Annotated in this window: 11 protein-coding genes; 2 read left to right on the top strand and 9 right to left on the bottom strand. The window is 65.4% G+C overall.

Translation table 11 applies throughout. The features are described 5' to 3' along the window. Nucleotides 1-3: 3 nt before the first annotated feature. The 3 genes from ATY02_RS08450 to ATY02_RS08440 form a co-directional block, all read right to left on the bottom strand. Nucleotides 4-2472: a TonB-dependent receptor plug domain-containing protein gene (locus ATY02_RS08450; protein ID WP_068582148.1), complete on the bottom strand. Its 2469-nt coding sequence runs from the start codon at nucleotides 2470-2472 to the stop codon at nucleotides 4-6. A gap of 25 nt (nucleotides 2473-2497) precedes the next feature. Beyond that, the gene (locus ATY02_RS08445) at nucleotides 2498-2995 is read right to left on the bottom strand and encodes a RidA family protein (RefSeq protein WP_068582146.1); all 498 of its coding nucleotides are present in this window, start codon (nucleotides 2993-2995) and stop codon (nucleotides 2498-2500) included. Between the two features lie 89 nt (nucleotides 2996-3084). After that, complete coding sequence (locus tag ATY02_RS08440) at nucleotides 3085-4662, bottom strand: flavin monoamine oxidase family protein (RefSeq protein WP_068582143.1); 1578 nt, start codon at nucleotides 4660-4662, stop codon at nucleotides 3085-3087. Nucleotides 4663-4983: 321 nt separating this feature from the next. Between ATY02_RS08440 and ATY02_RS08435 the strand changes: the two genes are divergently transcribed. Together ATY02_RS08435 and ATY02_RS08430 are read left to right on the top strand one after the other, a co-directional pair. Further along, the gene (locus ATY02_RS08435) at nucleotides 4984-6000 is read left to right on the top strand and encodes a hypothetical protein (protein ID WP_068582141.1); all 1017 of its coding nucleotides are present in this window, start codon (nucleotides 4984-4986) and stop codon (nucleotides 5998-6000) included. Next, nucleotides 5994-6743, top strand: a complete 750-nt coding sequence (locus tag ATY02_RS08430) for a hypothetical protein (protein WP_068582139.1) — start codon at nucleotides 5994-5996, stop codon at nucleotides 6741-6743. Before ATY02_RS08435 ends, ATY02_RS08430 begins: the two co-directional genes overlap by 7 nt. A 7-nt stretch (nucleotides 6744-6750) precedes the next feature. On the opposite strand, the gene ATY02_RS08425 is transcribed toward ATY02_RS08430, so the two are convergent. The 6 genes from ATY02_RS08425 to ATY02_RS08400 form a co-directional block, all read right to left on the bottom strand. Beyond that, on the bottom strand, nucleotides 6751-7950 hold the full coding sequence (locus ATY02_RS08425; RefSeq protein ID WP_068582137.1) for a dipeptidase: 1200 nt from the start codon (nucleotides 7948-7950) through the stop codon (nucleotides 6751-6753). Nucleotides 7951-7988: 38 nt separating this feature from the next. Further along, entirely contained in the window at nucleotides 7989-8951 is a 963-nt protein-coding gene (locus ATY02_RS08420; RefSeq protein ID WP_068582128.1) for an ABC transporter substrate-binding protein, read from the bottom strand. 11 nt (nucleotides 8952-8962) lie between these two features. Continuing rightward, a complete protein-coding gene (locus ATY02_RS08415; protein WP_068582119.1) occupies nucleotides 8963-9772 on the bottom strand; it encodes a class II aldolase/adducin family protein in 810 nt (269 codons plus the stop codon). A gap of 154 nt (nucleotides 9773-9926) precedes the next feature. After that, nucleotides 9927-10865 carry a D-isomer specific 2-hydroxyacid dehydrogenase family protein gene (locus tag ATY02_RS08410; protein WP_068582117.1) on the bottom strand — a complete coding sequence of 313 codons (939 nt, stop codon included), beginning with the start codon at nucleotides 10863-10865 and terminating at the stop codon, nucleotides 9927-9929. After that, a complete protein-coding gene (locus ATY02_RS08405) occupies nucleotides 10862-12061 on the bottom strand; it encodes an acyl-CoA dehydrogenase family protein (RefSeq protein WP_068582115.1) in 1200 nt (399 codons plus the stop codon). The genes ATY02_RS08410 and ATY02_RS08405 overlap by 4 nt, the downstream gene beginning before the upstream one ends. After that, nucleotides 12058-12852 (bottom strand): ABC transporter ATP-binding protein, encoded by a 795-nt coding sequence (locus ATY02_RS08400; protein ID WP_068582113.1) that lies wholly within the window; start codon nucleotides 12850-12852, stop codon nucleotides 12058-12060. The genes ATY02_RS08405 and ATY02_RS08400 overlap by 4 nt, the downstream gene beginning before the upstream one ends.

The following is a 12852-nucleotide window of genomic DNA, read 5'->3' as shown; positions in this document are numbered from 1 at the left end:
CACTCAGAACGCCAGGCTGACGCGGCTGTAGTAGTAGCCGCCACCCAGGCCGTAGGGCGAGAACATCCCGTACTCGTAGGTGCCGGCCCAGGCCTTGAGGCCGATCTTGTCCGGGTAGACATCGAACAGGTTGTTGGCCCCCACCGCCACCGTGAGGTTCTGGGTCACGTCGTAGGCCACGTCCAGGTCGGTGATCCACTTGGCGCTGTAGGTCCGGTCGTTGGCCGGGATGTTCGAGCCTTCGGTGTATTCGCCAAAACGGGTCAGCTGCAGGTTGGTGGTCCAGTCGCCGACCTTGTAGTTGGTGGACAGGATCCACTTGTCCTTGGGCGTGGACTGGGTCAGGTCGATCTGTTGCTGGCGGTCGAACAGCACATAACCGGCCCCCAGCCGCGACAGCGCCGCCGGGGTGTCGGCCAGGTCGCGAATGGTGGTCTTGTTGTGGTTGTAGGCGATGCTCCACTTGGCCGTGCCGTACTCGCCGAACGACTGGCTGTAGTCGGCCACCACATCCACGCCCTTGGTCCGGGTGTCCGCGGCGTTGGTGTAGTACTGCCCGGCGAGGTTGGGCGACAGGCCGTTCTCCACCAGGATCTGCGACACCGCCGGGCCCTTGAGGATGCCGGTCTGGAGGATGCGCTTGTCGATGTCGATCAGGTAGAAGTCGGCGGTCAAGCGCAGGCGCTCGGTGGGCTCGGCGGTAAAGCCCAGGCTGTAGTTGCGCGAGGTTTCCGGTTCCAGGTCCTTGGCGCCCAGGGCGATGGCCTCGGGCGAGTTGGGACGCATCTGCTTGGTGCGCACCGAAGTAGTGGTGCCGGCCGCGCCGAACTGGGTCACGGTGCTGGTGGTGGAGAACACGCTCTGGGCCAGGGACGGTGCGCGAAAGCCGTTGCTCACCGCTGCTCGCACCGCGTAGCCGGGCAGGAACTCGTAACGGGTGGTGAGCTTGCCGCTGGTGGTATCACCCACTCCGAGGTTGTACTTCTCGTAGCGCGCCGCCGCCCCCACGTACCAGTTGGGGGTGATGTTCAGGCCCAGGTCGATATAGGCCGCCTCGCTATGCCGCTTGAGGCTGTAGGCATCCTCGGGGGTGGTGCCATTGACCGAGAACAGCCCCGGGTCGGGCACCACGCCGGCGAAAGGTCCGGTGGCAGGAATGTAGCCGCCCTGGTTATAGGAGTTGGCCTCGCCCTCCTCCAGCGCGTACTTCTCCCAGCGGTATTCCACACCGAAGGATGTTTCCAGCGGGCTGCTCCAGCCGATGTCCAGGGCCCGGGAGAAATCCAGGTTGTTGGTCCACTGGTCGAACACCAGGTTGCCCAGGTGGAAGTCGTGCTGGCTGTAGGGGCCGTTGGAAATGTTCAGGTTGTTGGCTGTGTCCAGCACCCCACGGTCCTTGCCATAGGTGCTGGACAGGTCCCAGTCCCAGCCGCCCAACAGACCCTTGGCGCCGCCGGCGACCTGGAAGTCGGTCTCGCGGATTTCCCGGCGGGCCTGGCCACCGTTGGGGTACGGGGCGTTGGGCACCCCGGCCAGGCTGGTGATGTCGGTGGGCTTGCGGTGCCCCAGGTCCTTGTTGCTGTTGCGGTAGCTCAAGGTGGAGAACGAATACAGCTTGAGGTCGTCCTCCAGGGGCAATTCGGCGTTGTAGGCCAGGCTGGTGGTGCGATCGCGCCCCAGGCCGTACTCGGTGCCCCAGCCCTGGCGATGGCTTTCCCTGGGATCGGGCGAACCGTCGGGCTGGTTGAAATACAGCTGGCCGCTGGCAGCGCTGGAACGCTCGTAGGGTTCCTGGAGCTTGGCGTCCCAGGACAGGTTGATGAACCCGCCGTTGTCCCCTAGCTTGTTGCCCCAGTTGAAGGCCTCGTGGCCGGTGGTGCCGTCGCCGTCGTAGTACTGGCCCAGGCTGGTGTCGGAGGTCAGGCCCTCGGCATTGCGCTTGAGGATGATGTTGATTACCCCGGCGATGGCGTCGGAACCGTACTGGGCCGCCGCGCCATCGCGCAGCACCTCGATACGTTCGATAGCGGCGGTAGGGATCAGGTCCAGGTCCACCGGTACCGAGGCATTGCCGACCCGGGCACCGTTGTTGATCAACGCCGAGTTGTGCCGGCGCTTGCCGTTGATCAGCACCAGCACCTGGTCGCCTCCCAGGCCGCGCATGCTCACCCCACGCACCAGGAACGCGGTGCCGCCACCATTGATGGTGGGCACGTTGAACGACGGCAGTAGCCGTCCGAGCATCTCTTTCAGGCCGTTCTGGCCAATGCTGCGCAGTTGTTCGCTGTCGATCACGTCGATCGGCGCCGGACTGTCGGTGACCGTGCGTTGCTGGCTGCCACGCACCCCGGTGACCACCACGGTGCCCAGGGTCTCGTCGGCGGCCAGCACCTGTTGCGCCGGGGCCAGGCCCAGCAGGCCGAGGCCCAGGGGGGCAGCGCCCAAGGCGATTTTATGCAAGGAAATACCCATGACTTCAGATCCTTTCGAAGAATGCTCAGCGCGCTCGGGCGGCAACGGTTTCGACTTCGATCAAGGCGCCGGGCAGGACCAGCCCCGCCACTTGCACCGTGGTCCGGGCTGGCTTGAACGGCTGCTCCTGGGTCCCGAAGAACTCGCGAAAGGCGGTTTGCAGGCCATCGAAGTCCAGCTTGCCGCCCAGCGCCGGATCGCCCACCAGGTAGATGCGCAGCTGCACCACATCGCCCAAGCCCAAGCCCTGGCTGGCGAGGATCGCCTGCACCTTGCCCAGCACCACCCGCGCCTGGGCCTGGGTATTGCCCACCGCATGGATCTGCTCCTTGGCGGCCTTGGGGTCCACCGGGTCCGGTAGCAGGCCGGACAGGTAGGTCACCTCGCTATTGGCCGGCAGGGTCACGGCCTGCAGGATCGGCGAATTGGGATAGGTGGACGGTATGCGCTGGATTCCTGCGGCCCAGCTATTGGCGGCAGCGAACAGCAGCCCCAGCCCTACGACGGTATTTTTCAAAGACATGCAAAGACGCTCCCAAGGTTGTGGTTGCCAGCCTCGGAGGTCCGCTACCCGGCATGGGTTACCGCTGTTTTTATGAATGTTCGGCCGGTTCAGGCCGTTTGCTGTAGCGATGCGCCTTGCGCCCGCTGGAACAGTTGCCGCACCACCCGGCGGGCGGCGCCGGCGGCGGCCTCCTGCCAGATACCCACGCCGCTGTGGGCCAGGCCGTCGCTGGTCAGGTAGACCCGGCCCTGGGGCTGGTTGAGCAGGCTGTAGTCCGGCTCGACCACTTCATGGCTGATCCAGGGTCCGAAGTTGTAGGGAATCCGGCTCCAGGCGATCACCAGCGGATTGCGCAGTTCATGGCTGTGGCCCGGGTGCAGCAGCTCCACTGCCTGGCGGGAGATCTCGATCTGCTGGGCCAGGCTCTTCTCGCCGAATTTGCGCGCGGTCTCGCCATTGTTGTAGGCCGCCACCAGCACCCCTTCGGGCTGGTTGAAGCCGCCGCTGGGATACCACAGCCCCGAGGCCTCCTGGTTGATGAAGGACAGCCCGCCGTAGATCTGGTACTGGCTCTCCCAGAAGCGCCGCGACTGCCAGGCCACCTTGTTGGCGTAGCCGAACTGCACGGCGGCGATGGCCTGGCGTACCGGTGCGCTGAAGTTGTTCTCGACCCGGGCCAGCAGCGGCAAGGGCAAGGAGCTGATCACATAGTCGGCCACCAGGCGCTGGCTGCGGCCGGTACGCCGGTCCAGGTAGGTCACCTCGACGCTGTCCTGGCGGTTGCTGATCGAACGCACCTCGCTGTGCAGCCGCGTTTGCCCCTTCAAGTGCCGGGCAAAGGCCTGGGGGATGCGGTCCATGCCGCCCACCGGCTGGAACATGGTGGGCGAGAACTCCGGGTATTCGTCGATCATCAGCGCCGTGGTCAGCGCCGGGTTGAGCAGGGTCTGCAAGGGCAGCGGATCGTTCTTCTGCGCCAACTGGTCGCCGGCCCCGGGCCAGACCTTGTAGCCGGAACGGGCCGAGCCCAGGTACTCGAGCTTGTCCGACAGGTCGCCCCAGGTCTTGAGGAAACTCAGCAGGTTGTCGCGATCCGCCGCGCTCAGTTCCTGGTCCAGGGCATGGCGGTTGACCGCCTTGGCCAGCAGTGCGGAAAAATGCCCGCGACTGTCATTGACCGCCTGGCGGATCTGCAGCGCCGGCTGGTTCAAATCAGGGCGGACCAGGGCATTGCGGCTGGTGTTGACCAGCACCTCCAGCTCCACCCCCAGCTCGCGGCAATAGCCGAGCATCAATTGATGGTGGCTGGGCAGGCGCCCGGCGCCGGCATTGAGGTAGAAACCCTGATCGAAGCGTGCTACTTGCGCGCTGCCATCGCTGTACTCCACCCGATCGCCGCCGCGCACCGTCCAATTGCGCCCGCCGACCCGGTCGCGGGCCTCGAGCAAGGTCACCTTGAACCCGGCCTTGTGCAGTTCATAGGCACTGACCAGACCGCCGATCCCGGCACCGATCACCACCACCCTGGCGCCCTTGCCCACCGGTGTGGCCGGCAACGAGGCGTAGTTTTCCTCGACCGCCTCGGCATTGCCCGCCATGCCGAACAACCCCATGACCGCGCTTGCCGCCTGGACGCCGCCAACCGCGGCGATACGGGCAATCAATTGTCTTCTGGTCAGTGGCATGCCAGCGCTCCCTGCTGCGGATGGATAGTACGTTCGGTTATAGCCCGGCAACTTGTGCAGTCACTTGGGTCTATGTAAAGCCATCCTAGGGGCGCTTATTTAATAAGAGAAATACATTTTAAGCATATGCAAATATTACTTTGTTTCATATTCAAGCGATTATGAACTGCGTCACACGCATAAATATTCACCCCTGCATAGCCTCAGTGCACTGCGTGGAAAAGACTAGCCTGGCTCCACTCGTCTACGTCTATAACATAATTATTGAACAGTAACATTTACAATGATACCGTTCAAAAAAATAGTTACCAAGGATGAGTCATGACTCAAGATTTCCAGCCAATCGAAGCAGATCTGCTGCTGTTGGCCGCCTATATCGAAACCGTGCTAGGCGACCGGCCAACATTCGCTACCTGGTCCCAGGCCGCCAAACTCCCCCATTACCTGACCAGTACCTATTCCTGCCCGGAGATGAAGCTGCTGGGGCAGGCTTGTATCGTGCTCATGCAAAACCAGCAGGTGTCCATCAGCCTTCCCGATATCAAGAAACACCTGCAGGCTCTGCGCAAGCTGACCGATGCACCACTGCTGCTGGTGGCGCCCGCACTGGCTTCCTATGAACGCAAGCGGCTAATCGAAGCAGGCGTGCAGTTCATCGTGCCAGGCAACCAGCTGTTCATTCCCGAGCTGGGCCTGGATCTGCGGGAATACTTCCGGGCCCGTCAGGAAAAGATCGAACACCTGAGCCCGGCGACCCAAGCCATGCTGATTCACCTGCTGATGAACAACTGCACATCCTCCCTGCAGCTCTCCCAGGCGACCCTGGGCCAACCGTTCAAATACTCCAAGATGACCATCTCGCGGGCAGTGAAAGAGCTCAAGAGTCTGGATCTGGTCACGCTGGGCGCAGATCGCCAGCAACACATCGAGATTCATACTCCTGCCCGCCAGCTCTGGCGCAACGCCAGGAAACACATGCGTTCCCCGACCAGGAGAACCCTGTGGCTGAATACGGTCCCGCAGCTCGATGGGCAACCTTTGCTGCTCGCGGGCGAGTCGGCCCTGGCAGGCCAGACACTGTTGGTCGCCCCCCGGTTGCCGATCTATGCCTGCTCGAGTGAAACCTTGGCCAGTCTCCAGGGCATCGACGCGACGATCATCGAAGTCGCTCGGGACGAAGCAGTCTGCGCGCTGGAAATCTGGACCTACGAACCCACGATCTATGCGTGGGCCAAGCCCTGGGTCGATCCTTTCTCGCTGCTCCTGAGCCTGCAGGAGAGCAAGGATGAACGGATCCAGATCGCCCTGGGCCAACTGGAGGAAGACATGCAATGGTGAGGGGGCTGGAGCGCTTTCGAGAGTTCTTTGCCGACTACAGCGATCGCTATGTGCTGATCGGCGGGGTAGCCGCCTACCTGAGCATGGAGGAAGCCGGCCAGGCATTCAGGGCCACCAGGGATCTGGACATCGTGCTGATCGTCGAGGCCCTGGACAGCTCCTTCGCCGCCAGCTTCTGGGACTTTGTGCGGCATGGTGGTTATCGGATCAGGCAACGTAACGACAGGCCGGTCTTCTATCGATTCACCACACCGCAAGACGACAGCTTTCCAGCGCAGCTCGAACTTTTCTCACGCAGCCCCAGTGGAATCGACCTCGCCGAGGGGGCAACCTTGAGCCCGCTTCCCGTCGAAGAAGCCGTATCGAGCCTGTCCGCCATCCTGCTCGACGACCGTTACTACGACTTCCTGCTGGGCGGCATACAGCAAACCGACTTCATCAGCCACATCGGGGCCGATCGCCTGATCCCACTCAAGGCTCATGCCTGGCTGAACCTGACCCAGCAACAGAGCAACGGTGAAAGTGTCGATAGCAGGAATATTCGCAAGCATCGCAATGACATTCTCAGCCTTTCGGTGCTGCTGGCCCCCCGATCGATAGTGTTGCCCCAAGCCATCGCCGAGGAATTGAGCCGGTGCCTGGCGCTGCTGGCCGAACAGTCGATTGAGCCGGCAACCCTTGGCCTGAACGAAGAACTGCCCGCCGTGCTCCAGCGAATCAGACAAGCCTTTCACCTGGCCTGACCTGGGCTCAGTTATCCGCAACTGCCTTGGCCTGGGCCGCTGCCAGCACCCGCAGCAAATTACCGCCCCAGATCTTCTCCAGGTCGGCTTCGTTGTAGCCCGCCGCCAGCAGGCGTTCGCTGATGCGTGGCAGTTGCGTCACATCCTCCAGCCCCTCGACCCCGCCACCGCCATCCCAGTCGGCGCCGATGCCCACATGCTCAGGCCCCACCACGTCGAGGATATGCAGCAGGTGTTTCATGTAGTCGTCGAGGGTCGCCCTGGGTTGCGGGTAACGGGCTTCCACCTGGCGGATGCGCTCGGCCAGGTCCGCCACTTGTTCGGGGCTGAGGCTGGCGGCCAGGCGAAACTCACGGTACAGCGGCCCCAGGGCCTTGGCACGCTCGGGGTTGGGGACGGCGTCGATCAGGTCGCTGGGAAAACTGTTGACCTGCACCACCCCGCCCTTGGCCGCCAGCTGGCGCAAGCGCTGGTCATCCAGGTTGCGTGGATGGTGGGTAATGGCCCTGCTGCTGGAATGGGAGGCGATGATCGGCGCCGTGGACAGGGCCAGCACCTGGTCGAACACCTGGTCCGAGGCATGGGACACATCCAGCAGGATGCCCAGGCGATTGGCCGCGCTCACCAGCTCGCGCCCGGCCGGGCTCAGGCCCCGCCATTGCGGCAAGGCGGTGGCCGAATCGGCGAAATCGTTGTTGGCCGAATGCACCAGCCCCAGCATGCGCAGGCCCAGGCGATGGTAGGTGAGCAGCCGTTGGGGATCGGCCGCCAGGGGCTCGGCGTTCTCCATGCTGATGAACACCACGCGCTGGCCACGGCCGACGATGGCCGGCACATCCTCGGCGCGCAGGGCCAGGGCGAAGTCCTGGGGATGGGCGGCCACCAGGTCGCGGATTCGGGTCAACACCGCCAGGCCGTGTTCGCTGGCCTGGGTCCGGCCTTCGGCGTCGAGCGGCCCCTGGGGCGTGAAGATCGCCCAGAAGCCGCCATCCAGGCCACCCTCGCGCATCCGTGGCAGATCGACCTGGGACAGGTCGTCCTGGTAACGATGGCGCTGGCGGATGTCCCAGCCCGGCCGGGCCAGTTGCATCGGGGTGTCGAGGTGGCTGTCGAGTACGGTCAGGCGTTGGTGCAGGGCCGCGGCGGGCTCCTGGGCCAGTGCCCACGGGCTGGCCAGGGCCAGGGTCAGCAAGGATCGGCGCAGCATGGGGCCTCCAGGGCCGGATGGAAAAACACGCCAGGTCCTCAGCCCCAATGGAAGCTGCGATCCCAGAGGCCGGAAACATCCAGCGGCTGGGGCAACATCCCGGCCTCGTAGAACAGATCGGCCACGTCCTGCTGGGACTTCACCGCCGCATCGTCCACCGGTTGCAGCAAGCGCGGGCCGCTCTGGGCGCGGTATTGGGCCAGGAACACTTCCCGGGGCATACCGAGGATCTGCGCGCTGCGGGTCGCCCACTCCTCGGGGTGGCTGGCGATCCACTGCCAGGAGCGGTACTCGCGCAGGATGTAGTCGGTGATCGCCGCATGCTTGCGCGGGTCGGCGATGCTCTGCTGGTTGGCGGCGATCACGTAGTTGCCCGACAGGTAGCCTTGCCCGGTCTTGAGCACCCGGGCCCCGGCACGCAGCTCGGCCAGTTGGATGAAGTAGCCGAAGCTGACCCAGGCATCCAGGGCGCCGTTCTGGAACGCGGCGAAACCATCCTGCGGGGTCAGGGCCATGGGCACGATGTCGGCAAAACCCAGCCCCTGCTCCTTCAGCGCCTTGAGTAAAAAGTAATGGGAACTGGTGGAGCGGATGTAGCCGACGCGCTTGCCCTTGAGCTCGGCCACCGACTGCACCGTGGAGCCCTTGGGCACGATGAAGGCCTGGTTGTTGACGTCGCCGGTGAGCACCGCGATCAGCTTCACCGGGGCCTGGTTCTTGATGCCGAAGATCGGTGGGATCTCGCTCATCGGTGAGATGTCCAGGGTGCCGCTGACCAGGGCCTCGAAGCTCAGGTTGCCGCCGGTGAACTCGGCGTACTTGACCTGGTAAGGGGGTGGTTCGATGCCCGCCTGGGTAAAGAAGCTCGGGGCCGCGCCCTTGTAGGTCGCGACGTTCAGAGTGACCCCGGACCAATCGGTGGTGGCTCCCAGCCCCAGGCGCGGCAAGGCGCCGGCCAGGCCGGCGAGGGCCGAGAGTTGCAGGAAACGACGACGCTGCATGCTGGCTGTCCTCAATCGAGAAAATCTGCTTCTTCGCGCAGGATGCGCTCGCGGTAGGGCTGGAAACTGAACCAGGCGCCAAACTCGGTGCCCACCTGGCGCGCCGTGTGGCGGGCCACATCATGGGGAATGGGCCGTGGCGTACCGGCAGCCTCGGCCAGCAGCTGGGCCTGGGCGGCGTTGTCCATGGCGATGAAGCGCCAGGCCGCCGCCTCGACGGTCTCGCCCACCGTGAGCAGGCCATGGTTCTGCAGGATCAGCGCCTTGTGCCCGTGCAAGGCGGCGGCGATCCGCGCCCCTTCGCTGGCCTCCAGCACCACCCCGGAGAAGTTGTCGAACAGCGCGTGCCGCTCATAGAAGGCGCAGGCATCCTGGGTCAGCGGGTCCAGCAGGCGACCCAGGCTCGACCAGGCCTTGCCGTGCAACGAATGGGCATGGGCGGCGGCCACCACCTCAGGATGGGCCTGGTGCAGCGCCGCATGGATGGCGAACGCCGCGAGGTTCAACGCGCCCTCGCCTTCGACGATGGCGCCGTCGGGGTCCACCAGCAACAGGTCGGAGACCCGTACATGGCCGAAATACACCCCCACCGGGTTGACCCAGAAATGCTCCGGGTGCTCCGGGTCGCGCACCGTGATATGCCCGGCCCCCCCCATGTCGAAACCCAGACGGGCGAAGACCCGGAACGCCGCCGCCAGGCTCTGCTTGCGTTGCAATCGCTCGAGCTCGACGCTGGCTTGGCGCGGCGGGTGCTCCCAGCGAAAAACCGTATGCCCATCGCGGGGCAAGTCATACACCGCGGGACGAAAATGTGCGGTCATATCCACTCTCCTTGAAGTGCTCATCAATACCCTGCTCCCGCCTGACCTTCTGCGGTCTCAAGATCCCCGCGTCTGCTACGCAGCCTTTGGCAGCGGCGACACAAACCGCCATGGGCCTTGCCTGGCGATTACCGCAAGACCTAGGCACCGCACGCTAGTAGCCACGCTGGATCTGCACCGGATTTTCCAGCGGCAAACCATCGCCCCAATGCCGGAGGTTGCGCTCCAGCAGCCGGGCGATATTCAGGTAGACCCCGGGCGAGTTGGCCGAGGTGTGTGGCGACAGGTGAATCCGTGGATGGCGGTAGAACGGATGCCCCTCGGGCAACGGCTCGGGATCAGCCACATCCAGGCTGGCCAGGCCGATGCGCCCGCTGTCCAGGGCCTTGAGCAGCGCCGGCTGATCGATCAGCGCGCCCCGGGCGATATTGATCAGGTGCAGCCCCGGCTTGGCCATGGCCAGCACATCGGCGTCGACCACCTGGCGGGTCTGCTCGGTCAGCGGCACCGCCAGCAACAGGTGGTCGGCGCGGGAAAACAGTTGCCCCAGGTCGCTCACCGACTCCACCCCGGGCACCTGCAAAGGCTGCGGCGAACGCCGCAGGGCCAGCACCCGCATGCCCAGCGCCAGGGCCTTGGGCGCCAGTTCCCGGGCAATGCTGCCAAAACCGAACAAGCCCAGGGTGCTGCCGGCCACCGCCGCCAGCGGTCGTTGCTGCCAATGTTCGGCGCGCTCGACCCACACCTGGGGCAATCCCTTGGCGGCGGCGAAGATCGCCGCCAGGACGAACTCGGCGATGCTGGACGCAGTGCAGCCCCGGGCACTGGCCACCGGCAGGTGCTCGAACAGCCAGCGGGGAAAGTAATCCAGGCCGGAACTGGCCAGTTGCACGAAACCCAGGCCGAAGGGCCAGCCGGTCGGTGGCTGCGCCGCGTCGCGAAAATCGGCATGGGGCGCGGCCAGCAGCACCTGGATATCCGTGGGCAAGCCGGCGGGAATACCCCGGGGCAGGTCCAGCACCTCGATCCCGGGCAGCCACTGGCGCAATTGCCGGTTGAAGGCTGCGTCGAGCTGGCTGGCGATGCGCGTCACGCCTGGGCTCCACGGCTGGGCAAGGCGAACGCGGCACGCCCCACCGCGCCGAGGATGGCGTCGTTCTGCGGCGTATGGATGCGGCTGCACAGCACATCGCGATAGTGGCGCTCGATGGGATTGCCCCGGGCCAGCCCCGGGTTGCCGATGGCCTCGATCCCCAGTTCCACCGCACTGATGGCGTTGCTGGTGACCAGGTACTTGACCTGGGTGGCCTCGCTGGCGGCGATCCGCCCTTCGGCGGCGGCGTCGAGCAGTACCCGGTTGTTCAGCAACAAGGCATCGATACGCCCGATCAGTTCCTGGAAACGCGGCAGGCTCGACAGCGGCGCGCCGAGGTTGGCCGGGGCCCGTTGAGCGAGCCAGCCCAGCAACCAGTCGCGGGCGGCACGGGCCACCCCGTCGTAGATCGCCGACAGCAAGACCGCCAGCCAGAGCACGCCCTTGCTGTCCAGCTCCGAAGGTCGCGGGACGTTGGCCAGCTGGATGTCCACCGCCCGCTCCAGGGGCACGAACACCTCATCGAAGATTACATCGTGGCTGCCGGTGGCACGCATGCCCAGATGGTCCCAGGTTTCCTCGATGCGGATGCCCGGGCTGTCACGGTGCACCAGCCAGGTGCCCACGCGGGGCTCGGGCTCGTCGCTGCGGGCCCACACCGCCAGCCAGGTCAGCCCGGGAATGCCGGTGGAGTAGATCTTGCGACCGCTGAGCGACCAACCGCCCTCGACCCGCCGCGCCAGGGTGGCCGGCAGGCCGCCACGAGCGGGAGTGCCCAGGTCCGGCTCGACCCGCAACGCATTGATCAGGGCTCCGTCCTGCACCGCTTCGCGGGCCACTTGCTGGCGCAGGTGCAGGGGCCAGGCGGTGTTCTGCTGCAGGCGCGTGTGCTGCAAATACTGCATCACCAACACCAGGGCGGTGGAAGGTTCGCCCTGGGCCACGGCGCCGATCACCCGCCGCGCCTGGGCCAGGGTCGCCTCGCTGCCGCCCAGGGCCCGGGGTACGGTCAAGGCCAGCAAGCCATGCTGGTGCAGGCGTTGCAGGTTGGCATGGGGAAACTCGCTGTGGCGATCATAGTGGGCCGCCGTGGCGGCAAACTCCTCGCTCAACTGCTGCAGCAGGTCGGCGAACGCTACGGAGTCCAGCTCAAGGGGCGCCGCAGTGGCGATGGATGGTTCGGTGCAAAGGCTCATCGGCTGGCAATCCTGCTCAGTGGTGGGGCAACAAGGGGGGCCGGCTCGGCCTCGGTTTCGACGCCCAGTAATTGCAGCAACCGCCCACGCAGTTGCTGGAACCCGGGAAGGCCGGCCTGGCGCGGGCGCGGCAGGCGGATCGGCAGTTGTTCGGCAATACGCCCGTTGACCAGCACCAGCACGCGATCGGCCAGCAGCAGGGCTTCATCGACATCGTGGGTCACCAGCAGCACCGCCGGGGCATGGGCCTGCCACAGGCGGATGATCAACCGATGCATGCGGATCCGCGTCAGCGCGTCGAGGGCGGCAAAGGGTTCGTCCAGCAACAACAGCTGCGGCTCACGCACCAGGGCCCGGGCGAGGGCCACGCGCTGGGCCTCGCCACCGGACAAGGTGCCGGGCCAGGCCTGCAACCGATGGGCCAGGTCCACTTCCTCCAGCGCCGCCTGGGCCCGCTGCCGCACCTGCTCGCCCCGCACGCCGAGGGCGACGTTGCGCCAAACGCGCTTCCAGGGCATCAAGCGTGGCTCCTGGAACACCGCAGCCATGGCCGTCGGTACCTGCAAGCGCCCGGCGTCGATGGGTTCCAGGCCGGCCAGGGCGCGCAACAAAGTGGTCTTGCCCGAACCGCTGCGGCCCAGCAGGGCGACGAACTCTCCCGGGGCGATATCCAGGTCCAGTTCGTCGAGTACCGCCTGCCCGGCGAAGCGCCGGGTGATGCCACGGCCTTCGACAGCGGTCAGCGAATGGCCCGCTGCGGTCGGGCCCGATAGCGAAGATGACAGGTGCAT

It is taken from the genome of Pseudomonas sp. BIOMIG1BAC (assembly GCF_001705995.2).
Lineage (GTDB): Bacteria > Pseudomonadota > Gammaproteobacteria > Pseudomonadales > Pseudomonadaceae > Aquipseudomonas > Aquipseudomonas sessilinigenes.
The sequence above is the reverse complement of the archived record's forward strand: the minus strand, read 5'-3'. Positions and strand labels throughout refer to the sequence as shown.